At 42.2% G+C, this 22,259-nt stretch carries 20 protein-coding genes; 10 read left to right on the top strand and 10 right to left on the bottom strand.

Annotated features, from left to right (window positions below; translation table 11 throughout):
• Positions 1–9: 9 nt before the first annotated feature.
• Entirely contained in the window at positions 10–657 is a 648-nt protein-coding gene (locus NZ848_RS10405) for a hypothetical protein (protein WP_253531168.1), read from the bottom strand.
• 324 nt (positions 658–981) lie between these two features.
• On the opposite strand from NZ848_RS10405, the gene tsf reads away from it, so the two are divergent.
• Both tsf and NZ848_RS10395 read left to right on the top strand, forming a co-directional pair.
• Positions 982–1,812: a translation elongation factor Ts gene (gene tsf / locus NZ848_RS10400; protein ID WP_253531165.1), complete on the top strand. Its 831-nt coding sequence runs from the start codon at positions 982–984 to the stop codon at positions 1,810–1,812.
• Between the two features lie 235 nt (positions 1,813–2,047).
• Positions 2,048–3,400: an RsmB/NOP family class I SAM-dependent RNA methyltransferase gene (locus tag NZ848_RS10395; RefSeq protein ID WP_259015436.1), complete on the top strand. Its 1,353-nt coding sequence runs from the start codon at positions 2,048–2,050 to the stop codon at positions 3,398–3,400.
• A 43-nt stretch (positions 3,401–3,443) separates the two neighbouring features.
• Here NZ848_RS10395 and NZ848_RS10390 read toward each other — a convergent pair whose 3' ends face one another.
• Positions 3,444–3,953, bottom strand: a complete 510-nt coding sequence (locus NZ848_RS10390; RefSeq protein ID WP_259015435.1) for a GNAT family N-acetyltransferase — start codon at positions 3,951–3,953, stop codon at positions 3,444–3,446.
• A gap of 214 nt (positions 3,954–4,167) precedes the next feature.
• Between NZ848_RS10390 and NZ848_RS10385 the strand changes: the two genes are divergently transcribed.
• Entirely contained in the window at positions 4,168–5,277 is a 1,110-nt protein-coding gene (locus NZ848_RS10385) for an acyltransferase family protein (protein ID WP_253531156.1), read from the top strand.
• Positions 5,278–5,414: 137 nt separating this feature from the next.
• Here the strand turns inward: NZ848_RS10385 and eat are convergent, their stop codons facing one another.
• Positions 5,415–6,725 (bottom strand): ethanolamine permease, encoded by a 1,311-nt coding sequence (gene eat, locus NZ848_RS10380; RefSeq protein ID WP_253531153.1) that lies wholly within the window; start codon positions 6,723–6,725, stop codon positions 5,415–5,417.
• A 121-nt stretch (positions 6,726–6,846) separates the two neighbouring features.
• Between eat and NZ848_RS10375 the strand changes: the two genes are divergently transcribed.
• Both NZ848_RS10375 and NZ848_RS10370 read left to right on the top strand, forming a co-directional pair.
• The gene (locus NZ848_RS10375; protein WP_101724673.1) at positions 6,847–7,083 is read left to right on the top strand and encodes a hypothetical protein; all 237 of its coding nucleotides are present in this window, start codon (positions 6,847–6,849) and stop codon (positions 7,081–7,083) included.
• A gap of 109 nt (positions 7,084–7,192) precedes the next feature.
• On the top strand, positions 7,193–8,254 hold the full coding sequence (locus tag NZ848_RS10370) for an NAD-dependent epimerase/dehydratase family protein (protein ID WP_253531151.1): 1,062 nt from the start codon (positions 7,193–7,195) through the stop codon (positions 8,252–8,254).
• A gap of 72 nt (positions 8,255–8,326) precedes the next feature.
• Here the strand turns inward: NZ848_RS10370 and NZ848_RS10365 are convergent, their stop codons facing one another.
• Both NZ848_RS10365 and NZ848_RS10360 read right to left on the bottom strand, forming a co-directional pair.
• The gene (locus tag NZ848_RS10365) at positions 8,327–8,797 is read right to left on the bottom strand and encodes a DUF4293 domain-containing protein (protein ID WP_259015434.1); all 471 of its coding nucleotides are present in this window, start codon (positions 8,795–8,797) and stop codon (positions 8,327–8,329) included.
• An 86-nt stretch (positions 8,798–8,883) separates the two neighbouring features.
• Positions 8,884–9,387 carry a cupin domain-containing protein gene (locus tag NZ848_RS10360; protein WP_259015432.1) on the bottom strand — a complete coding sequence of 168 codons (504 nt, stop codon included), beginning with the start codon at positions 9,385–9,387 and terminating at the stop codon, positions 8,884–8,886.
• A 79-nt stretch (positions 9,388–9,466) separates the two neighbouring features.
• Between NZ848_RS10360 and gldG the strand changes: the two genes are divergently transcribed.
• The 4 genes from gldG to NZ848_RS10340 all read left to right on the top strand — a co-directional run bounded on the left by gldG (position 9,467) and on the right by NZ848_RS10340 (position 16,507).
• Complete coding sequence (gene gldG / locus NZ848_RS10355; protein ID WP_259015431.1) at positions 9,467–11,128, top strand: gliding motility-associated ABC transporter substrate-binding protein GldG; 1,662 nt, start codon at positions 9,467–9,469, stop codon at positions 11,126–11,128.
• Between the two features lie 304 nt (positions 11,129–11,432).
• On the top strand, positions 11,433–13,943 hold the full coding sequence (locus NZ848_RS10350; protein WP_259015429.1) for a cation-translocating P-type ATPase: 2,511 nt from the start codon (positions 11,433–11,435) through the stop codon (positions 13,941–13,943).
• Positions 13,944–14,107: 164 nt separating this feature from the next.
• Complete coding sequence (locus tag NZ848_RS10345; protein ID WP_101724668.1) at positions 14,108–15,856, top strand: GMC oxidoreductase; 1,749 nt, start codon at positions 14,108–14,110, stop codon at positions 15,854–15,856.
• Positions 15,857–15,871: 15 nt separating this feature from the next.
• Positions 15,872–16,507, top strand: a complete 636-nt coding sequence (locus NZ848_RS10340) for a gluconate 2-dehydrogenase subunit 3 family protein (protein ID WP_259015428.1) — start codon at positions 15,872–15,874, stop codon at positions 16,505–16,507.
• Positions 16,508–16,589: 82 nt separating this feature from the next.
• Here the strand turns inward: NZ848_RS10340 and serA are convergent, their stop codons facing one another.
• The 5 genes from serA to ubiE all read right to left on the bottom strand — a co-directional run bounded on the left by serA (position 16,590) and on the right by ubiE (position 20,982).
• Positions 16,590–18,479, bottom strand: coding sequence for a phosphoglycerate dehydrogenase (serA, locus tag NZ848_RS10335; protein WP_259015427.1), 1,890 nt, complete (start codon positions 18,477–18,479; stop codon positions 16,590–16,592).
• Positions 18,480–18,535: 56 nt separating this feature from the next.
• Complete coding sequence (locus NZ848_RS10330; protein ID WP_259015426.1) at positions 18,536–19,066, bottom strand: DinB family protein; 531 nt, start codon at positions 19,064–19,066, stop codon at positions 18,536–18,538.
• Between the two features lie 163 nt (positions 19,067–19,229).
• The gene (gene yidD, locus NZ848_RS10325; protein WP_101724662.1) at positions 19,230–19,439 is read right to left on the bottom strand and encodes a membrane protein insertion efficiency factor YidD; all 210 of its coding nucleotides are present in this window, start codon (positions 19,437–19,439) and stop codon (positions 19,230–19,232) included.
• Positions 19,440–19,442: 3 nt separating this feature from the next.
• A complete protein-coding gene (porT, locus tag NZ848_RS10320; protein WP_449240105.1) occupies positions 19,443–20,141 on the bottom strand; it encodes a type IX secretion/gliding motility protein PorT/SprT in 699 nt (232 codons plus the stop codon).
• 112 nt (positions 20,142–20,253) lie between these two features.
• Complete coding sequence (gene ubiE / locus NZ848_RS10315; protein WP_101724660.1) at positions 20,254–20,982, bottom strand: bifunctional demethylmenaquinone methyltransferase/2-methoxy-6-polyprenyl-1,4-benzoquinol methylase UbiE; 729 nt, start codon at positions 20,980–20,982, stop codon at positions 20,254–20,256.
• A 376-nt stretch (positions 20,983–21,358) separates the two neighbouring features.
• Here ubiE and NZ848_RS10310 point away from each other — a divergent pair, with 376 nt between their 5' ends.
• Positions 21,359–22,063, top strand: coding sequence for a hypothetical protein (locus NZ848_RS10310; RefSeq protein ID WP_101724659.1), 705 nt, complete (start codon positions 21,359–21,361; stop codon positions 22,061–22,063).
• Positions 22,064–22,259 lie beyond the last annotated feature (196 nt).

Raw genomic sequence — 22,259 nt, 5'->3', positions numbered from 1 at the left:
TGCCTATTGTTAGAAAAGCGTACTAAAGCCCACAAGAAGAGCTATTAAATAGTAAAGAGCCACCACACCAGCAGCTACCAAACATCCATTTATTGCTTTTTTGGTTTGTTCCTTATCATTATCTGATATTATATACACTAGCAGAACCCCAACTACAGTAAAAACGCATCCCCACCAGAAAGCAGGAACCCCTCCGGGCAGCTCACCACCTTTAAAAGTATTATTTATATTAGCATCTAACTTTATTTCATTTGCCAAAGCCGATTCTTTTAACTCTTCGGGCGTTTTACCGTTATTTGCATTTAAATACTCTTCAAATTTGTTTAGTTTTTCAAACTCTGTGTCAATAGCTTTTTGGTTGTATGTCAATTCTTCTACCGGTTCTGTTTTTATTAAACCGGGTGAAGCTATATTGGTTGAGGCTTCAAAGGCTTCTGCAGGATTATCAACATTACTGGTAATAATCTCTCCGGTAGCCAGATTTGTTTCAAAAGCCTTGTTTTCTTGAGTAGTTGATTTTGGGGGGCTAACAAGAGTCCTGGAATGAGTAAAGGTTTCGACTTGCCCTTGTTGAAAAGAAGCGTACTGCTTCTTCTGGCATGCTCCTAAAAGGAAGCAAGCTACTGTAACGAAAATAAGAAATAATTTTGTTTTCATTTAATTAAAGGTTTTATGATTTAATAAGGGCGTTTTTTATGCAATATATTTGGATATTTTAAGTAAACTCAAATCAGCGGGGGGGCTGTGAATCCATTTTTTTTTAACGGTCTATTTTGAAGTTGAATTAACAAATATGCTCATTATGGTTCCATAGTATTATCTTACCATAAATTCCCTTGCTAATTTCTTGCATTTTTGGTTTTTACTGAAAAAACTTATAATTTTGCACCCCGAAAGTAGCTACTATGGCTTTTTTCTTACAAAATCAATAGCTTACTGTTGATAAATCTTTTTTAGAAACTCTTTATATTATATAAAATCATGAATATTACAGCAGCAGATGTAAATAAACTCCGTCAGATGACAGGAGCTGGTATGATGGACTGCAAAAAAGCTTTAACAGAAGCTGAAGGCGATTTCGATAAAGCCGTTGAGATTCTTCGTAAAGCTGGTCAGAAAGTAGCAGCTAAACGCGCTGACAACGAAACTAAAGAAGGTATTGTTTTAACAAGCGTTAGCGCAGACGGTTCAAGTGCAACCATCATGGCGCTTGCCTGCGAAACCGAGCCTGTTTCTAAAGTTGAGGCTTTCCGTACATTGGCTGAAGAAATTCTTCAGGCTGGTGTTACCAACAATATTAAAGACAAAGAAACGCTATTGAGCACTACTTTGGCAGATGGCCGTTCGGTAGAAGAAAACATCACCGAATTGATAGGTAAAATCGGAGAAAAATTAGTGATTACTGATTACGCTACCCTTGAATCTGCTCAGGTGGTTTCATACAATCACTCAACAGGTAAACTGGGTGTATTGGTAGCTTTTGATAATACTCAGGGAACTGACGTAACTGAAGTTGGTAAAGATATTGCCATGCAGATTGCAGCAATGAAACCCGTAGGTCTTGATAAAGATGATGTAGATCCGGCTGTTGTTCAGAAAGAAATTGAAATCGGTATGGAAGTAGCTCGTCAGGAAGGTAAACCAGAAGCAATGCTTGAGAAAATTGCGATGGGTAAACTTGGCAAATTCTACAAAGAAAACACTTTGTTGAACCAGGAGTTCGTAAAAGACAGCTCTGTTACCATTGCTCAATTACTTGAAAATACACAAAAAGGTTTGAAAGTGACAGCGTTCAAACGTGTACAAATCTAATTTGTCGCACGATTTAGATTCGTTGTTTTTGAAATTGACCCCTTTCTTCGGATAGGGGTTTTATTTTTTATGAGAGTAAGTGAATATATAAACGCAGAACGGCTGTTAATCACGAGTTTTGAAATGCAGGCTGTTTTAGATAAACAGTTTTAGTAGATTTGTAAATAATAGTGTATAGTCTTTCAGGAATTGATGCGCGCGATTTACCAAACAAGACTTTAGTAAATAATAAATAATGGAATTACCTGAAGCTTTTGCGCTGCAAATGCAGACCATTTTGGGCGACGAATATGAGGCGTTTGTGAAGAGCCTCTCAGAACCCACGCCCGTTACTATCAGGTTGAATGATAGAAAGAAAACAGCAGAACCTGTGGCATCTGCTGATAAAGTTCAGTGGCTTACTGATGCTGCTTACTTGCCCGAAAGGCCTGTTTTTACGCTAGACCCTGCCTTCCATGCCGGTGCCTATTACGTGCAGGAGGCCTCGTCTATGTTTGTAGCTGAGGCGGTTAAGCAAACAACCGATTTAAACCATTCGTTGCGTGTAATGGACCTATGTGCCGCACCGGGTGGTAAAAGTACATTACTGGCTTCTTTAATCAATGATAAAAGTCTGTTAGTTGCTAATGAGGTAATCAAAAGCAGAGTAGGGGTTTTGAAAGAGAACCTTGAAAAATGGGGCTTCCCGAATTATGTGGTAAGCAACCATGATCCTGAGGAAATGATTGATCTGGAAGGTTTCTTTGATGTGGTGCTAACGGATGCGCCATGTTCAGGCGAGGGGCTATTCAGAAAAGACCCCAAGGCTATGAACGAATGGTCGGAGAATAGTGTGCAGATTTGTAGTGCCCGACAAAAACGGATTCTACAGGCAGCAGCCATGCTGGTAGCACCGGGGGGCATCTTGTGTTATTCAACCTGCACCTATAATGAAAAAGAAAACGAGCAGAATGCCCATTGGTTAACCCAAGTGGCCGATTTTGAATCTGTTAAGCTAAAAATACCTGCAGAATGGGGCATTTCGGAAAAGAAATACGGGTATCAGTTTTTTCCTCACAAAGTAAAAGGTGAAGGATTCTATCTGGCTGTGTTCAGAAAAACCAGAGGGAAAAAACTGGAGGGCAGCGGGAAAGTAAAGCTGAACCGAGTGCCACAGAAAAAAATAGATGTTTTGAAAGAATGGCTTCAGGAACCGGCTGCCTTTGAATATTTTGAAAAGCCAGACGGACAAATAGTAGCCATACCTGCTGCACTCATCAGTAATTATGCTGTTGTTTTCAGGGCTTTGCAGAAACGTTCTTCCGGTTTAGAGATAGGCCAGTTTAAAGGTAATGACTTCATACCAAGTCATGATTTAGCTCTTAGTACAGCCATTGCCAAAAATTTACCAGCCATTGAGCTATCGAAAGAGGAAGCCTTGAAGTTTTTGAAAAAAGAAAACCTGACTATCGACTTCTCTGACCAACCCAAAGGTTGGCTTTTGGCTCAATACCAGGGTTTGAATCTCGGCTTTATGAAGGTAATCGGTGACAGAGTGAATAATTATCTGCCTAAAGAATGGCGCATCAGGATGGAGATACCTGAGTAGGGTATAGAAGACCTAAGCGATTGCTCCGTTTAGGTCTTCTATTTCAAATATACTTCTTCATCAGATAATCGGTCTGGTTATCATCCCCTAACACAAAAGAGTGTTCTCCAAAGCGTTCATATCCCATCTTTTCATAGAAGCGCATGGCATTATGGTTATGCTCCCAAACACCCAGCCATATAACACTAAAACCGTTTTCTTTAGCCCAGTCGGTGCAGAAGTCAATTAGTTTTCGGCCCAGCTGTTGGCCATGTAAAGCTTTCCGCACATATATTCTTTCTATTTCTATGGCATTTTCTCCTTCTAAACCTTTGGCTGCATGGTTACTCACCAGTTTTACAAATGCGGTCAGCGTATCACCATCCTCGCAAACCACATACTGATTAGCAGGGTCTTTTAATTCCTTTTCTATCTGCTCTATGGTGAAGTTCTTAGCCACATGCTTTTCCATATTTTCAGGAGTATTGTATTCAGTATAAGTATCACGAAAGGTAGTTTCTGAAAGCTCACGTAAAGGGGGCGCATCGGTTATGGCAGCAAGTCTTATTGGCATACAGTTGAATAACATTTATTAGAAGAAAAAGTATTGTGTTACGTTCCGCTATCAGGTTTTATGTATAAACCCTGTTCAGATGTTTATATTTCATATTAAGTTTTACTTACTACCATTTTAAATACCCGAAATCAGTAGTCAAAATTATAGTTTTTAATGTATTAGAATATAAGAAAATGTTTACTTTTAAGCAATAAACCTAAGCCCTAAAAAAATGAGTGAAAGTACGCCTTCACAACGACTTTATTCCCTGGATGCACTGCGTGGTTTTGATATGTTCTGGATAATGGGTGCAGAAGATTTTTTCCATGAATTAATGGTGGCCACCAAACACCCTGCGGCTATCTGGATAGCCACCCAGCTTTCGCATGTAGAGTGGAACGGCTTCCGGTTCTATGACCTCATCTTCCCACTGTTTCTGTTCATGTCTGGCGTTTCTACACCTTACTCTGTAGGCCGTGAGCTGGAAAAAGGAACCGACAAATCTAAACTCCTTCGAAGGATAATCAAAAGAGGGCTTATTCTGGTTGTATTGGGTATCATCTATAATAACGGCTTACATATTAAGCCATTGGCCGAAGTGCGTTTCCCGAGCGTTTTAGGGCGCATAGGCATAGCCTATATGTTTGCCTGTATTATTTACATATATGCCAGCCAGCGGTTTCAGTATGTCTGGTTTGTGGGTATATTGATAGGCTACTGGCTGTTGCTGAAATTTACCTCAGCGCCGGGCTTCCCGATGGGTGATTTATCAATGGAAGGAAACTTTGCCTCTTGGGTAGATAGAACCATTCTTCCCGGGCGATTGCACAGGGGCATTCATGACCCCGAGGGGCTGGTATCGGCCTTCCCGGCCATTGGCACAGGTTTACTGGGTATTTTTGCAGGTAATTTTTTGAAAAACAGTACTATTGATATTAAAAGAAAAGCGCCATCATTGGCGTTGGCCGGGGTTGTATGTCTAATTGTGGGTGGTTTCTGGGATTTATTCTTTCCTATCAACAAAAATCTATGGACAAGCTCTTTCGTCCTATATGTAGGTGGCTGCAGCCTGCTTTTGCTGGCTGTGTTTTATTTTATAATTGATGTGTTGGGGTATCGCCGATGGGCCTTTTTCTTTATGATAATAGGTGTAAACTCTATCCTGATTTATATGTCGGGAAAATTCATTGACTGGTACTATACCTCAAAAGGGGTTTTTCAATGGATGGCCGATTTAGCCGGTGAGCATTATTATGAGGTAGTGTTGGCAGGGGGCATTATTGCAGTTAAATGGGGTTTCCTTTGGTTTATGTATCGTAACAAAATATTCCTGCGAGTATAGTTCAGCATCTGGCAGAACCTTAAAACAAAAGCGACTACAAGCCTTAAACTTGTGTCGCTTTTATTGTTTATTGCCTACGGAAATTGTTTGAATCCGCTGTCTGCATCCATTAAAAAAAACCGGATGTAATTTCTGTTTTATACCTTCTTAATTATCTCTGCCAAAACAAAACTCCCAATCAAAATCGCAAAAAACACAAGCGCCAGCATCGGGTTATAAATAATCATGGCCATTAAGGCAATAGAAGCAATAACCAATGCGATGAGAGGTGAAACCGGATACAATGGTACGCGGAATGGTCTGGCTAATTCTGGCTCTTTTTTACGCAGCACCAGCAGAGAAACCACCGAGAAAATATACATGGTTAAAGCCCCAAATGCCGAAAGAATGATGATGTCGGCCGTAGAGTTGGTAAGCAGTGCCAGTACACCCAATACCATATTAACCAATAATGCATTGGCAGGGGTTTTGAACCGGTTATTTACTCTGCCCAGAAAACCGGGGGCGTTCCCGACCCGGCCAAACTCAAAAGTTGAGCGTCCGGCAGCCAAAACCAAGCCATGGAAAGACGCAATCAGTCCGCAGGTACCAATACCTACAATTAATTGATAAATACCGCTGTTGCTACCAATTACTTTGCTCATAGCCATTGGCAGTGGCGAGTCAGAAGCGCTTCCGTCAGTATTATAAACGATGGTTTCCCAGCCGTTTACGCCCACAGCAGCCAGAAAAGTAAGCAGGCATAGCACAACCAGGGTGGTCATGGCCGAACCGAAACCCCAGGTGATGTCTTTTTGAGGATTCACCGATTCTTCTGCTACATTGGCCAGGCCTTCAATACCCAGAAAAAACCAGATAGCAAACGGCAAGGCCGCAAAACTGCCCGACCAGCCGTTGGGTAAAGCATTTACCTGCAGGTTTTTAAACTCAAAATCCGGAAAAACCACAACCCAGAATATTATCAGCCCCAATACGGCCAGTATGGTAATAACCAGCTCAAATGCAGACGCCAGTTTAGTGCCGAGTATGTTCAATAACGTAAATAGAATATACGCGGTTATGGCAATGCCTGTAACTGAAAACTGCGGAAATATAACATGGAAGTAAGAACCTATACCCACCGCAATGGCAGGGGGTGCAAAAAGAAATTCAATGTTTTGAGACATCCCGGCCAGGAATCCCCATTTTTTGCCCAGGGCCCTGTTGGCGTAGTCGAAGGCCCCACCAGCCTTCGGAATGGCACAAGCCAGTTCGGCATAGCTCAAAGAAAAAGTAATATATAGTATAATTACTATGAAGGTGGCAACTGCCATGCCTAATGTTCCGCCTTTTTCAAGGCCTAGATTCCAGCCAAAGTACATGCCAGAGATTACGTATCCAACGCCTAAGCCCCACAATAGCGTAGGTGTAAGGCTTTTTTGCAGTTTTTCTTCTTGTGATGGTGCCATGTGTAAATTTATCAATTACTTCTAATAAAAGAAACGAAGGCATTTAAAAAAGACAATTTATTTTGGCAGTTTGGCCGGATGAACTTAAATTTGTGCAAATTTAAATACCATCATTATTAACATGAGAAAGTTGAGCGTGTTATCATTTGCAATTGTTGCTGTTTCGTTGGCTTCATGCAATTATCAAAAGACTAACAGAATTGAGCAAAAGGATGTCCGCAAGGGTGATGAGTGGGTTTATGGTGTAAGCCCCGATTCGGCCGCAAGACAGTTAAAGAATAAATATACGGCTAACCCTGACCTCGAGAAACGTGCCAACGAGATTCGCGAGAAGTTGTACGGGAAAACCGGAGCTTAATTATTAGCTCACAGTATAGGCATTTACAATTGGTATGGGGCTTCTGGCAATTCGTACTTTTGTAAAATGCCTATTTTTGTTTTTTGAACTTCACACTAAAAATTCTGAAATGAATATAGCGCTAGTAACCGGCTCGGCGGGTTTAATAGGAAGCGAATCTGTAGCTTTTTTTGCTGAAAAATTTGACTTGGTAATTGGGATAGATAATAATCTTCGTTCTTATTTTTTTGGTTCGGAGGCCTCAACAGACTGGAACCGTAACCGGCTGGAAGAGCAGTTCAGTAACTACAAACATTATAATGCCGATATCCGCTCGGAAGAACAAATCGGCAAGATTTTCAACGAATACGGTCATGATATCAAGCTGGTTGTGCATACAGCCGCCCAACCCAGCCACGACTGGGCAGCCCGTGAACCATTTACTGACTTTACAGTAAATGCCAATGGAACGCTTGTAATGTTGGAAATGACCCGCAGGCACTGTCCGGATGCTGTGTTTATTTTTACATCTACCAATAAAGTATATGGCGATACGCCAAACTACCTGCCATTGGTAGAGCTTGAAACCCGTTGGGAAATAGACCAGGCACACCCTTATTATAAAAATGGTATAGATGAGCTGATGTCAATTGACCACTCAAAGCACTCTGTTTTTGGGGCGTCAAAAGTGGCGGCAGATGTAATGGTGCAGGAATACGGCCGTTATTTCGGTATGAAAACCGCCGTTTTTCGTGGTGGCTGTCTAACGGGGCCTAATCACTCAGGGGCACAGTTGCATGGTTTTCTTGCTTATCTTATGAAGTGTGCCATTACCGGAAACCACTACACCATTTTTGGTTACAAAGGCAAGCAGGTAAGAGATAACATTCATAGCTGGGACCTCGTGAATATGTTCTGGCATTTTTATAATGCGCCTCGCCCGGGTGAGGTTTATAATGCCGGTGGTGGCCGTTTTGCTAACTGTTCAATGACAGAGGGAATAGCCTTATGTGAAGAAATAACAGGTAATAAAATGAATTACAGCTACGCAGAAGATAACCGCAGCGGCGACCATATCTGGTATATTTCTGACCTTACCAAATTCAAGACGCATTATCCAGAATGGACCTGGAAGTATGATCTGAAAGAAACACTCACCCAGATGTTCGGCAACATCAGCAAGCGTGTTTAAGACGATATCAAACGAAAAAATCCTGATCTGTGAAGGCCAGGATTTTTTCGTTGATAAAGACTAAGATGATGATTACCTCATTCTATCGGCATCTCTTACTATTTTTTCATCGCGGCGAATCAGCCGGTTAGCTATCCAGTTGAATACCAGCGCCGCAAACGCAGCCCAGAAGCCTATTCCAAACTCACCCTGTTGCTCAGGGGCAAAAAACTTGGTGCCTTCAAATTGTATAAGATACACCGTTGCTCCCAGCAAAGCGGCACCAATCAGCGAATTTAGTGCCACAAAAAGCATCTGCCGTACACGGTTCTTATACTGAAAAATGGTAAATATAGATACCCCGGCCGAAACAACAGCCAATATGGCCAGATAATATACCGGTTTGGCAACGGCTGCCAGGGTGCCTTTCATGTGTGCCAGATAATAAGGGCTTAGTATGGCTTCTTCTCCTGTACCTGCCTTATGCCATATCGGGGTAGCCATAAACAAAATCATACAAATAGCTGTAAGAAGCAATAACAAAGATTGGGGGCGTTGTAACATTTCAACAATACGTTAATAATTCAAAATTTAAAACTTCTGCAAAGGTAAAGAATCAGGCAAATCGTTTCCGATTCCTCGGTCTTTTTTTATTGATGGGTCAGCATCTTGATAATTTCACCGTGTTCAGGGTATTCAGATACCAGTTTTTCTCTGGCGCCGAGCTCAAAATCAGCAAAATCAAATCCGGGCGCTACTGTACAGCCAACCAGCGAAAAACCATCAGCTTGCGCAGGTTTGCTGCCAAACCAAACGCCGGCAGGTACCACGGCCTGAAACACCTCACCGTTTTCAGGGTTATTGCCCAGCTTTATGGTTTGCACCAGCCCTTGATTATCAATATAGAAAACATAAAGAGGTGAGCCGTAATAAAAATGCCAGATTTCGTCTGACTTTATGCGATGGAGAGCCGAGAACTGGTGGCCTTCAAGCAAAAAATAAATTCCGGTGCTGAAATTTCTGTCGCCTTCAAAACGTTTTGGAAGAGCATCTTGTCGAATGGTTTCGGCTGCACGGTAATTCTCGGCAAAGTAACCGCCTTCAGGGTGTGCCTGCATCTGATATTTTTCAATCCAATATTGAGCGGTTTTCATTATTAATGTGGAATTAGATGAACGAATATCTTAATTTTGGGCAAATATTAAAAAGAACCGGAGTCGTCAGAAAATCTTAATGAAAAGTAAATTTATAAAAATCCTTTCTATTGTCGGCGGAATCATCGTACTAAATGTGCTGGCGTCGTTCGTTTTTTTTCGTCTAGACCTCACCGAAGAAAAACGATATTCTATTTCTGACGCCACTAAAAGCCTGCTTGAAAACCTGGATAAGGAAGTACTGATAAAAGTTTATCTGGAAGGAACCGAGTTGCCCGGAGGATTTGAAAGATTGAAGCGAGCTGTAAATACTACGCTGGATGAATTCAAGGTGTATGGCGGTAAAAACATTGAGTTCAGGGCCATAGACCCCAACGCAGAAAATGACACCAAAAAACGTGAAGAGTTTTACGCCGAACTGATGAAGCGGGGCATGCAGCCCACACGCGTGGTTGATACCAAAGGTGGGCGTCAGGTCGAAAACATCATATTTCCTTATGCAGTAGTTACTTTTGAGGGTAAAGAGGTGCCGGTTTTGTTGTTAAAAGGTACCGAAGGCAGAACCGCACAAGAGAAACTGAATCAGTCGTACGAAAATGTCGAATATGAACTGGCAACGGCTATCAGAAAACTGACACTTAAAGAGAAGAAGAAAATAGGTTTGCTGACCGAATTTACCAAACTACAGCCCGTTAATTTTGCTGATTTGATTACCTCGCTTCAGGAGCGTTACGAAATTTACATTGTTGATGCCAGGCTATCTCCAACTTTTGATGGCCTTGATGCGCTGATTTTGCCCAAACCTGACTCTCCGATTGACGACAGCACCAAGTATAAAATAGACCAGTTTGTAATGAGCGGCGGGCGCGCCTTGTTTTTTGTTGATGGCCTTAAAGTAGATTCGGTAAGTCTGGAAAGTACATACGCCCAGCCACTGGAATTGAACCTGACCGACCTGTTTTTTAAATATGGTGTGCGTATCAACAGCAATATTGTGAAAGACGGCGCCAGTTCGGCGGCTATTCCGATGGTGGTAGGTAACATAGGCGACAAGCCTAATATTCAGCCCATACCATACCGTTATTTTCCGGTTATTAACAATTTTGGCAAAAGCCTCATAACTAATAATCTTGATTTGATTTTCTGTCGCTATGTAGCCTCTATTGATACAGTTAGTTCGCCGGGTATTCACAAAACCCCCTTGTTGATGACAACCCCCTACACAAAAGTACTCAATGCCCCTGCATTGGTTACCTACAACGAAGCGCATACCGAAACCCAACAGGAAGATTATAACGCCGGCATAAATGTTATAGCCTATTTGCTGGAAGGCAGGTTTGAGTCGCTCTACAAGAACAGACTGCTGCCGTCAGACCCCAACTATAAAACATTTAAGGCCGAAAGCACACCTACTAAAGTGCTGGTTTGCTCTGATGGCGATTTAATTGTGAACGACATTAATCCTAAAACCGGTAATCCTTTGCCCTTAGGGTTTGATAAAACCACCCGGCATATTTTTGGTAACAAAGATTTTGTAATGAACGCCATTGACTACCTGATTGACGAAAACGGGGTGATTCAGGCACGTGGCAAAGAAGTAAAACTGCGCCCCCTTGACAAACTACGCACCCGCAACGAACGCACCCAATGGCAGGTTATAAATATTGGTTTGCCTTTGGGCGTATTAGCCTTGTTTGGTGTTCTTTTATTTGTGCTTCGCAAAAGAAAATTTGCTTCTTAAAGGGTAATTAAATCTTATAATCAAGTATTTATAAAAGTTGTGCCTCTTCAAAAATGTTTGGGCTTATTTAGCGCGCCCTGTTACTGCAACAATTGATACTTTTCAAGTATTTTTCAGCAACTTTAGTTACATTAGGCTTTTATTTGGTGTCAGATGCAATTGGCCGGTCTTGTCTATTTACGGTTTGCGTTATTTTTTTGGCAAAGCTCATTTAGCAGATTCAGAAAGCCTCATTTTGGTATCCGATTAATCTAGCTGTAACTTTAGCCTTTGCCCCTGCCAACTATTGAAAACTAACCTGATTATGCCTGCAAATAATTTTAATATACAAGGGTTAACTGATGAGCAAGTACTAAAAGCCAGAGAGGCCTATGGCATTAACCAGTTAAGCTATAAGAAAGAAAACACATTCTTAGAAAATCTGTTGGGCATTTTTAAAGAGCCTATGCTCATTCTTTTACTGGTAGCAGCCTCTATTTATCTCATAAGCGGTAACGTGGGTGATGCGATCTTTATGACCTGCGCTATTATATTTCAGATTTCCATTTCTTTATATCAGGATTCAAGAAGTAAAAATGCACTTGAGAAACTGAAGGCGTTGTCGCAACCCAACTGCAAGGTTATTAGAAACGGCCAAATGGTTGAGATAAAAAGCGAAGCTCTGGTAGTTGGTGATAGTCTGGTGGTAGAAGAAGGCACGCTGATTACCGCTGATGGAGTTATTGTTCATTCAAATGATTTTTCAGTCAATGAATCTATACTGACAGGTGAGTCGATGGCAGTGCTTAAAGATAAAACCTCAGAAGATCACTTTGTTTACAGTGGCACAACGGTAGCAGGGGGCCTGGCTGTAGCAACTGTTACCGCTATTGGTAATGAAACCAGGCTGGGTAAAATTGGCAGTAGCCTGGAGGGCATAAAAGAAGAAAAAACACCATTAGAAAACCAGATTGCCAATTTTGTAAAAAAAATGGCAATGCTTGGGGCAGTAGTTTTTGTAATTGTGTGGGCCATTAATTTTATAAATACGCAACAGGTGCTTCATAGCCTGTTGCAGTCGCTCACGCTGGCTATGAGCATTCTGCCTGAAGAAATACCCGTTGCATTTACCACTTTTATGGCTTTGGGCGCCTGGCGCTTAATGAAAGAGGGCATTGTGGTAAAACAAATGAAAACCGTTGAAACCCTGGGCAGTGCCACGGTTATATGTACCGACAAGACGGGTACGCTTACCGAAAACAGAATGAGCCTGGCAAAATTATACCTTTTGTCGGCAAACAGAATATTTGAAGCGGGCGATGTTTTGAACGAACAGGAAAAAGAACTCATGGCTGCGGCCATGTGGGCAAGTGAGCCTGTTCCTTTCGACCCTATGGAAATAGCCCTGCATAATGCCTATGGTGAGGTGTCGGCCATTGATGAACGCCCGGATTATCGGCTGGTACATGAGTACCCTCTGAGTGGTAAACCACCCATGATGACACACGTTTTTGAAAACAAGGCCGGTAAAAGAAAGATAGCGGCCAAAGGCGCCCCCGAAGCCCTGATGAGCATTTCAGGCTTAACTGACGTTGAAACGAAACAGATTAATGAAGCCATAAATCTTTTGGCAGCCGATGGTTACCGTTTGCTGGGGGTAGCCGTAACCGAACACGCCGGTGATGTTTTCCCGGCTGCGCAGCAAGACTTTAAATTCAGTTTCAAGGGCATTGTGGCGTTTTATGACCCACCAAAACCTAACATAAAAGAGGTTTTGGAAGGTTTTTATAAGGCCGGCATTGATGTAAAAGTAATTACCGGAGACAACTCGGCAACCACGACATCAATTGCCAGGCAAATTGGCTTGAAAGGATATGAAACCAGTATTACCGGCGACGAACTGATGGCCCTGCCGGCTAATGAACTGAACAACAGTGTAATGAAAAACACGGTTTTTACGCGTATGTTCCCGGAGGCTAAACTTAAAATTATCAATGCCTTGAAAGCCAATAACCAGATAGTGGCCATGACAGGCGACGGCGTAAATGACGGCCCGGCTCTGAAAGCGGCACATATTGGTATATCAATGGGGAAAAAAGGAACCGAAATAGCTAAACAGGCGGCGTCTTTGATTTTGCTGGAAGATGATTTATCAAAAATGGTAGATGCCGTGGCCATGGGCAGAAAGATTTACGCCAATCTTAAAAAGGCTATCCAGTATATTATATCCATCCATATTCCAATAATTCTTACCGTGTTTATACCACTGGCGTTGGGGTGGGTATATCCTAATATTTTTTCGCCGGTTCATATTATTTTCCTTGAAATCATCATGGGGCCCACCTGCTCAATTATATATGAGAACGAGCCAATGGAAAAAAACACAATGACGCAAAGGCCAAAACCAATGTCTGTTACGTTTTTTAACTGGAAAGAGTTATCTACCAGTATTGGGCAGGGATTAGTTATCACTCTGGGTACGCTTTGTGCCTATGTATATGCCGTGCAGAACGGATACAGCGAAGCCCTGACCCGAACCATGGTTTTTACGGTTTTAATAACCGCAAATATTTTTCTGACGTTAATCAACCGTTCGTTTTATTACTCTATACTTACAACGCTGAGGTACAAAAATAATCTGGTTTTATTTATAGTCTCAATTACAACTTTTCTGGTAATGCTTATGCTATATTTAAAACCAGTTACAGTGTTTTTCGGGTTTCAGAGTCTTAACGCTTATCAGCTGATGCTCGCCATGCTAACGGGCTTTATTTCTGTTATCTGGTTTGAAATCGTTAAGTGGTTCAAAAGAATGAGCAAGAATCGTGCAGCGTAAAAAATTTATTCCCCGGAATCGTAAAATAAGTAAGAACTGCCCGGTTATATCTTGTAACCTATAGCGTTTGATACTTTGCTATTTAATGAATTTTTTATCAAAAAAATTACTACATTTAAAGCTCGAAATTATATCTCTTAATATCTATTTACGACCAATTAAACATGAACCTGTTTGAAATTAAAGAGCAACCGAAAGTCTACGATGTTGTTATTGTGGGCTCAGGTGCAGGTGGTGGTATGGCGGCATACCAGCTTACTAAGGCCGGAGCAAAGGTTTGCTTGCTTGAAGCGGGTGGATACTTTGATCCCGCTGACCCTAAATACATTACGCAATTAAAAAATCCTTGGGAGTCTCCTCGTCGTGGTGCCAGTACACGTACCCGCCCGTTCGGCGATTTTGATGCCGCCTGGGGTGGTTGGGATATTGAAGGCGAGCCATACACTGCTATGCCCGGCACTCAATTCCGTTGGTTCCGCTCAAGAATGTTAGGTGGTAGAACCAACCACTGGGGACGTATCTCGATGCGTTTCGGTCCGGACGATTTCCGCAGAGGCTCTATGACAGGTATCGGCGACGACTGGCCGACCAGCTATGAAGATTATGCACCATATTATGATAAAGTAGATAGATTAATCGGTTTGTTTGGTACTAAAGAAGGTATCCGTAACGAACCCGATGGTATATTTTTACCACCGCCCAAACCACGTCTGCACGAGCTGATGTTGAAGAAAGCGGCCACAGGTATTGGTATTCCGGTTATTCCTTCGCGTATGGCCATGCTTACCAAGCCAATCAACGATTCTCGTGGTGCCTGTTTCTATTGTGCACAATGTGGCAGAGCCTGCCAGGCTTATGCCGACTTCTCGTCGTCGTCAGTATTATGTATCCCTGCTGCTAAAACAGGTAATCTGACACTGATCAACAATGCCATGGTAAGAGAAGTACTGACAGACCCTAACACTGGTCTTTCTACCGGCGTTTCTTATGTAAATAAACTTGATTTAAAAGAGTATTCAGTAAAAGGTAAAATAGTTATTCTGGCTGCCAGTACCTGCGAAACCGCACGTATTATGCTTAACTCTAAATCGTCGAGATTCCAGAGAGGAATAGCCAACGACAGCGGTATCATCGGTAAATACCTGAACGACTCAACAGGGGCCAGCCGTTCTGCATTTATTCCGGCTTTGATGGACCGTAAACGTTACAACGAAGACGGTGTTGGTGGTATGCACGTATTTACGCCTTGGTGGGAAGATAACAGCAAACTGGATTTCCCGCGTGGTTACCATATTGAATATGGTGGCGGCATGGGTATGCCTGGCTTTGGCTTTGGTGGTGGCATTGAGCGTGTAAACGGGCTTTTCCCTGATAAAAACGGTAACAAAAGAAAAGCGGGTGGCTACGGCTCACGTCTGAAAGAAGATATCCGCCTTACTTATGGGGCTTATATTGGTATGGCAGGCCGTGGAGAGCCTATTCCGTTAGAATCAAACTATTGTGAAATTGACCCGAACGGTGTTGATAAATACGGTATCCCAACGTTACGTTACCACTACAAATGGAGCGAAAACGAAATCAAACAAGCCAAACACATGCAGGATACTTTCGAGCAGATTATCCATGCCATGGGCGGTATTCCGTTGGGTAAAAAACCTGATGCCAGCAATAATTATGGTTTGGCTCAGCCGGGTGAGATTATTCACGAAGTAGGTACGGTTCGTATGGGTAACGACCCTAAGAAATCGGCTCTGAATGGCTGGCAACAAGCACACGATGTGAAAAATCTGTTTGTGGTAGATGCTGCTCCGTTTGTATCGCAAGGTGATAAGAACGTTACCTGGACCATCCTGGCGAGCTCATGGCGCACTTCTGATTATATCATTGAACAGAGAAAAGCAAAGAACATCTAAAACCATTTTCAAGACATGAAACGTAGAGATACACTAAAAGCACTTTCATTGAGTTCGTTGGGAATGGCCGTTTTACCAACCACCGACCTCGTAGCGGCTCCACCGGAACCAAAACCGTTTAAGACTACTCCGGCGCGTATTCCGGAAGAAATAGAGAGAGATAAAAAGATAATGGCTGATAAATTCCTGACTGCGTCAGAATTAGCCTCTATTGCCATATTAGTAGATATTATTATTCCGGCCGATAGTAAATCGGGTAGCGCTACACAAGCCGGCGTTCCTGCTTTTATCGAATTTATCGTAAAAGATATGCCGCAATATCAGACACCGATCAGAGGTGGTTTGAAATGGCTGGACAACCAGAGCGGCAAGCGCTTCGGCAAAACTTTTGCCCTGATTACGCCTGCACAACGCATTGAGATTATAGAAGATATAGCGTATCCGGACGATGTAAAACCGGAGTTTAGCCAGGGTGCCTCGTTTTTCTCACAAATCAGAAACCTGACTGTAACCGGCTTCTATACCACCCGTATGGGCTTTGATGACCTCGGTTATATGGGTAACACCCCTAACGAATGGAAAGGCGTACCGCAGGATGTATTAGATAAATACGGCCTGAAATACGACCCGCTCTATGATAAGCAAGACTGATAATCATAAGCCATATATTAACCAAAAAGCCCTGAGAGATATTCTTTCGGGGCTTTTTGGTTGTTTGTAAACAATAAAAACTTCAATACAACATCCTGAACCGTATCGTCTCTTCAATATCCTTAATCTCCTGTAAAAAGGCATCAGTATAGCCTTTGTCTATATCCATAATCACGTAACCTATTTTTTCGTTGGTTTTCAGGTACTGGCCATTGATATTGATGGCATGTTTGGCAAAAATATTATTGATTTTAGCCAGAATACCCGGTACATTTTTGTGGATATGCAACAAACGGTGCGAGTCTTTCAGCAGTGGCAATTGCAGTTCCGGGAAGTTGACACTGCCCGTGGTGCTGCCGTTGTTCATAAATTCCAGCAGGCGTTCAGGTACATAATGCCCTATGCTCTCCTGTGCCTCTTCGGTACTGCCGCCGATATGTGGGGTTAAAATCACGTTCGGCAAGCCTCTTAACTCATTAATAAACTCTTCATTATTGGTTTTTGGCTCGTAAGGAAACACATCTACCCCTGCGCCTGCTACTTTGCCTTCTTTAATGGCCTCTACCAGTGCAGGTACATCCACCACATGGCCACGGGCTAGGTTCAGAAATATCACACCCTTTTTCATTAGTTCAAACTCGCGCTTGCCAAAAATATTGGTGTTGTCTTTACGGCCGTCTATGTGCATACTTACCACATCGGCTACGCGTAGTACTTCTTCCAGTGAGCGGCATTTTTTGGCGTTTCCAATCGGCATTTTATCTACAATGTCGTAGAAGTACACTTCCATACCCAGTGCCTCACCAATTACCGATAATTGTGTGCCTATATGGCCATAACCAATCAAACCCAGTTTTTTACCACGTACCTCAAAGCTGTTATTGGCCGATTTATCCCATTTGCCGGCGTGCATACCCGTGCTTTTCTCGAAAATATTCCGGATAAGCATTATCATTTCGCCCACAGCCAGTTCAACTACCGAACGGGTGTTGCTGTAAGGCGCATTGAAAACAGCAATACCTCTGTCGGTACATTCCTTTAAGTCGACCTGATTGGTGCCAATGCAAAACGCCCCGATAATCATTAGTTTATCGGCATTTTCAAGTACTTTTTTGGTAACATTGGTTTTTGAGCGGATACCCAGTATAGAAACCCCTTTTATTTTCTCTGCCAGTTCGGCTTCATCCATCGCTCCTTTGTGGAATTCCACATCAAACCCTTCAAATTTGAAAGATTCAATAGCTACCGGGTGTACATTTTCTAACAAAAGTACCTTAATGCGGCTCTTGGGATATGACTGGCTGCGAGGTAGTTTGTTGAGGTACAAAAACTCATCGAGCGACGGCACTACGTGATCAGCAATGGCCACTACTTTTTCGCGTTCAACATTTTCGGTAAAGGCGTAAAAGCGGTTGGCAAGGCCAGAGGCTCTCAGCTCATAGTCGGTGTAACCATCACCAATGGCATAAACGTCGCCTTCCAGATTCAGCGAGCGCAGCAGGTTAACTTTACCATTGGCATGTGCCAGCACGTTGTCGTTGTCAACGCCAATAATGTTGCCTTCTGCATCAAAAACAAAGTTATTGGCATATACTTTATCTTCTCTCAGGCCCATGGCTGTTACCACAGGTACAATAAACTCTTTAAATCCGCCTGATATTATCAGAATATTATCGGCATACTCACGCAGGAATTTCTCATTTCTTTGAAAAGAGTCAGATACCTTGGTATGCAGTAAGTCAACAAGTTTTTCAATATGGCCGCGGTTAGCGCTAAGTAACTCTATTCTTTTGTGCAGGGCTTCGCCGAACGAAATCTCGCCGTTCATGCCCATTTCGGTTAGTTTTCTTATTTCGCCTACAATTTTTTCCTGATTGGCATTACCCATCAGGGCTATATTGGCTAATTCGTCAAGCCCTTCTACTTTAGTAAAAGTACTGTCGAAATCAATTATAAAATACGGATTGCTCATGGATAACAAAGTCTCTTAAAAATAGGTGTTGATGTTAAAGCCTGATTAATATAGGTTTATTGCGGATTTTGCAACGCAATCTTGATATGCTCCAGATGGTGTTTACTGTGCCAGGCGCCCATGTGTAAGGCCTGCGTTAAAGTCACGTTCATTTGCCGGCCTACATGGAAAAAGCTCTTGTTGAAGTCGGCGGGCGACATTGATTTCAGCAGGTGAACCCAGCGTTTATGCGTAGCTTCCAGTAGTAGCAGGGCATCTGCAAGAGGTACGGTTTCTACCTCCGGATTATTCGCCCAGCCATTTATATTTGAGCCGTATCCCTGTGTGTTATCTTCACAAAGCGTTTGTTTAAAACGGGCAAAATGCAGAATATGCATATCTGAAATATGCACCACTATTTTATGAATACTCCAGGCGCCTTCGCGATAAGACTGCGCCAGTTGCTCTGCCGACAGGTTTTTAGTCAACTCGGTATATTTAGCCGGATATTGCTCTATAATGCTTACATTCTGGGCCATTTCTTCTTCAGAATACAGCTCTTCGGGTTTCCATTTGCCAATCGGAAACTGGCGCTCTTCGAGAGTCATTGCTTTAGGGAGGTTTTGTTGCAGCTCAAATTTACAGACTATTTCAGACCTAAAAACGAGCTAAGCTATTGATTTTCAATAAATAAACGAAATGTCAAGATTATTCTTGATATAATGCAAAATATCAATAGTTGATGAAGAAGAATGCAAATATAGTAATTTTTCAGGGAACTGGGTCATAACCATGGCCTCCCCAGGGATGACAACGGCCTATTCTTTTGACGGTCAGTAAAAGGCCTTTAAAAAAACCATGTTTCTGAAATGCTTCTACTGAATACTGAGAGCAGGTAGGTGTATAGCGGCATGAGGCCGGAAACCAGGGAGAAATACCTGCCTGATAAAGACGAACCAGAAAAATGGCGATGTGCTTCATGAGCTATTCGAATAAAAAGTATAAAGTAACTGTATGCGTAGTGAGCCTGTCGATGCCTTCCATGGTTGTGCCGGCAGCGGAAGAACGATTTACCAGATTGGCCAGGCCATGAGAAAAATGCAGCTCTGGTGCAAACTTAAAATACTCTCTGAAAATCTCAAGCCCGGTGCCGTATTCCAGGCTGAAATCGCTGGCTTTTGAGTTAAACTGCGTGGCATTTCTTCTCTTAATGGGGTTGGTTTCTATGGCATATCTGACCCCGCCAAAAACATACATCCGCACGTTACCACGTCTTAAAGACTTGTACTTTACCATAAGCGGGAGTTCGAACCAGGCGCTCTCGCGTGATTCCTTTCTCTCTTCAAACGGGGGTGTAGAAGCCGGGTCTATGTATCTGATATCAATTTTTCTGTTATACAGGGCTACTGTGGGTAATATCCTGAAATCAAAGAAATCATTGAGCTGAATGTTGGCCACCCCACCCAGTTTCAAGCCAATGGTTGTCGGAGAAGAAACTGCATAATTGTTATTGGCTGAATTCATGAAGTAATTGTTGAACTTCATGTTCAGGTGTGTAAAAGGTATGCCTACAAAATAGCCAAATTTAACAGTTTTGGCATCATAGTCAGCCTGATAGATGCGTTTATTCATTTGCGCCCGGGCAGGCAAAAATAAACAAACCGCTATAAGAAAGCACGCCATTCTAAACAGAAAGGCTTTTTTTTGTGAGGTAATCAGGGTTAGTGAAAAGGATACTTGGTAATTTTTCATTCAAACAAAAGAAAAGGAATCATCCATAATTCTGAAACACCCGTCAGGCCTTTTTCTTGCCGATATAGACCGTACAAATGCCAAAAGTAAGAGGCACACGTCTGGTTTCTGAATAGCCGGCCCGCTGAAATACACGAAGGAAATCGTCTCCTTCAGGAAATGCTTTGACCGACTCAGGCAGATAACTGTAAGCCGCGTTGTCTTTAGAAATTATTTTCCCGATTAAGGGTATAATAGTAGAATTATAGAACCAATATAGCTGCTTGATTATGGGTGCTTTTGGTTTTGAAAACTCAATGATTAAACAAGTGCCGCCGTCTTTAGTAACGCGATACATATCGGCAAGCCCTTTTTCAAGGTTTTCAAAGTTCCTTACTCCAAAAGAAACGATAACGGCATCAAAAGTATTGTTTTCAAACAGTAATTTCTCTGAGTCGCCGCTTCTGAGTTCAATTACCTTGTCAAGACCCAGCTTCTTCATTTTTTCGCGACCCATAGCCAGCATCCCTTCAGAGATGTCTACACCTATCACTTTTTCCGGCTTCAGTTGTTTTACGGCTTCAATGGCCAGGTCACCGGTGCCGGTAGCAATATCCAGAATTAATTGTGGTTTGGCCGAACGAAGCATTGAAATGGCTTTTTTTCGCCACCAAACATCAATGCCCACACTCAATAAACGATTCAGCAAATCATATTTTGGCGAAATGTTGTCAAACATCTCAGCAATTTGCTCGCGTTTTCCTTGTTCTTTTTCTTTATAAGGTACTACCATGTTCTAATCTCCGGAAATCTTTATACAATAACAAACAACAAAGGTACAATCACAATTCCATATTAGATAGATTTTAGGCTGATAAATGCGTTGCGGGCCTAAATTATTTCAAACAAAAAAATAACGGAATATCCCACAAAAAGGTATGTCCGCCATACCTTTTCAGCCGTCAAAAACTACATATAAACGCTTAAAATTTTACTATATACGTACCCGGGTGTATGGGCAGCTCTGAAAAGTTTTTGCCATTTTTTTTTGTTTTTTATTGGCCTGACATTCAATAAGATACAATTTTTTATGCGCTTTTGTTAGCTGCCAGTTCCAACTAATGTTTTTCAAACTGTATCCCTGTAACAAACAAATCCAATAAAAAATCATGAAAAAAATCATTTTAAGTGTTGTTTCGGTAGCCATTTTATTTGCTTGTTCAAAAGAAGAAACCACCACCCCACAACTATCGCTAAACGACCAGTTTAATGTTTCTGCTGAAGGCTGGAGCGCCGACTTTGCAGATTATCCGATTGGCCAGGAAACGTTCTACGAATTGACAACCAAAAAAGATGCTAAATTACCTGCGCCTCTTGATACCCTCAAAAAAGGATTCAGGATTTCAGGAAACAACCACAGCGACGACCTCTTCATGTTTCTAACCAAGAAAATGACCGTACCTAAAGCCAACCAGTTTTACAAAGGTACGTTCGAGGTTGAATTTGCATCTAATGCACCAGATGGTTCGGTAGGTGTTGGCGGGTCGCCGGCTGAAAGCGTGTATGTAGGTATTGGCCTTACTTCAACAGAACCGAAAAAAGTAGCCAATAATACCACCAAGAACTATGAGATGAACATCAAGAAAATGCAACAGGCTACCAGCGGAGACGACATGAAGGTAATTGGCAATGTGGCCAACGGAACCACCGAAAGCAAGTACAAGCTGGTAAAAAGAACCGGAGAGTTTACCGGTAAGTCTGATGCCAACGGTAACATTTGGGTAATTGTAGGAACTGACTCAGGTTTTGAAGCTACCACAACACTTTACTACACACAAATTAAAGTAGATTTAAAAGAAGTAACATCTAAGTAGTAATTCTGGCACGGCAGGGCATCTGCTCTGGTTAATGATTTCAGTAATTTGCATTTATGGATATTGTTTTTTAGAAAACTTTACGATAAATGTCTTTCGGTAATTAAAAAAAACACAGGCCCGGCAAACTTTTGCCGGGCTTTTTTATGCTGCCTGGTTTATTTACGTATAATAATGTTTTTTTGGTTACATATTT

The sequence above is a fragment of the Emticicia fluvialis genome, from assembly GCF_024793945.1.
GTDB classification, from domain to species: Bacteria; Bacteroidota; Bacteroidia; order Cytophagales; family Spirosomataceae; genus Emticicia; species Emticicia fluvialis.
Note: the sequence above shows the minus strand (reverse complement) of the source record. Positions and strands in the feature narration are given on the sequence as shown.

What these genes read in the sequence shown, in the direction of transcription:
- NZ848_RS10405 (WP_253531168.1), bottom strand. Translation starts at nt 657, where the DNA reads ATGAAAACAAAATTATTTCTTATTTTCGTTACAGTAGCTTGCTTCCTT.
- tsf (WP_253531165.1), top strand. Translation starts at nt 982, where the DNA reads ATGAATATTACAGCAGCAGATGTAAATAAACTCCGTCAGATGACAGGA.
- NZ848_RS10395 (WP_259015436.1), top strand. Translation starts at nt 2,048, where the DNA reads ATGGAATTACCTGAAGCTTTTGCGCTGCAAATGCAGACCATTTTGGGC.
- NZ848_RS10390 (WP_259015435.1), bottom strand. Translation starts at nt 3,953, where the DNA reads ATGCCAATAAGACTTGCTGCCATAACCGATGCGCCCCCTTTACGTGAG.
- NZ848_RS10385 (WP_253531156.1), top strand. Translation starts at nt 4,168, where the DNA reads ATGAGTGAAAGTACGCCTTCACAACGACTTTATTCCCTGGATGCACTG.
- eat (WP_253531153.1), bottom strand. Translation starts at nt 6,725, where the DNA reads ATGGCACCATCACAAGAAGAAAAACTGCAAAAAAGCCTTACACCTACG.
- NZ848_RS10375 (WP_101724673.1), top strand. Translation starts at nt 6,847, where the DNA reads ATGAGAAAGTTGAGCGTGTTATCATTTGCAATTGTTGCTGTTTCGTTG.
- NZ848_RS10370 (WP_253531151.1), top strand. Translation starts at nt 7,193, where the DNA reads ATGAATATAGCGCTAGTAACCGGCTCGGCGGGTTTAATAGGAAGCGAA.
- NZ848_RS10365 (WP_259015434.1), bottom strand. Translation starts at nt 8,797, where the DNA reads ATGTTACAACGCCCCCAATCTTTGTTATTGCTTCTTACAGCTATTTGT.
- NZ848_RS10360 (WP_259015432.1), bottom strand. Translation starts at nt 9,387, where the DNA reads ATGAAAACCGCTCAATATTGGATTGAAAAATATCAGATGCAGGCACAC.
- gldG (WP_259015431.1), top strand. Translation starts at nt 9,467, where the DNA reads ATGAAAAGTAAATTTATAAAAATCCTTTCTATTGTCGGCGGAATCATC.
- NZ848_RS10350 (WP_259015429.1), top strand. Translation starts at nt 11,433, where the DNA reads ATGCCTGCAAATAATTTTAATATACAAGGGTTAACTGATGAGCAAGTA.
- NZ848_RS10345 (WP_101724668.1), top strand. Translation starts at nt 14,108, where the DNA reads ATGAACCTGTTTGAAATTAAAGAGCAACCGAAAGTCTACGATGTTGTT.
- NZ848_RS10340 (WP_259015428.1), top strand. Translation starts at nt 15,872, where the DNA reads ATGAAACGTAGAGATACACTAAAAGCACTTTCATTGAGTTCGTTGGGA.
- serA (WP_259015427.1), bottom strand. Translation starts at nt 18,479, where the DNA reads ATGAGCAATCCGTATTTTATAATTGATTTCGACAGTACTTTTACTAAA.
- NZ848_RS10330 (WP_259015426.1), bottom strand. Translation starts at nt 19,066, where the DNA reads ATGACTCTCGAAGAGCGCCAGTTTCCGATTGGCAAATGGAAACCCGAA.
- yidD (WP_101724662.1), bottom strand. Translation starts at nt 19,439, where the DNA reads ATGAAGCACATCGCCATTTTTCTGGTTCGTCTTTATCAGGCAGGTATT.
- porT (WP_449240105.1), bottom strand. Translation starts at nt 20,141, where the DNA reads ATGGCGTGCTTTCTTATAGCGGTTTGTTTATTTTTGCCTGCCCGGGCG.
- ubiE (WP_101724660.1), bottom strand. Translation starts at nt 20,982, where the DNA reads ATGGTAGTACCTTATAAAGAAAAAGAACAAGGAAAACGCGAGCAAATT.
- NZ848_RS10310 (WP_101724659.1), top strand. Translation starts at nt 21,359, where the DNA reads ATGAAAAAAATCATTTTAAGTGTTGTTTCGGTAGCCATTTTATTTGCT.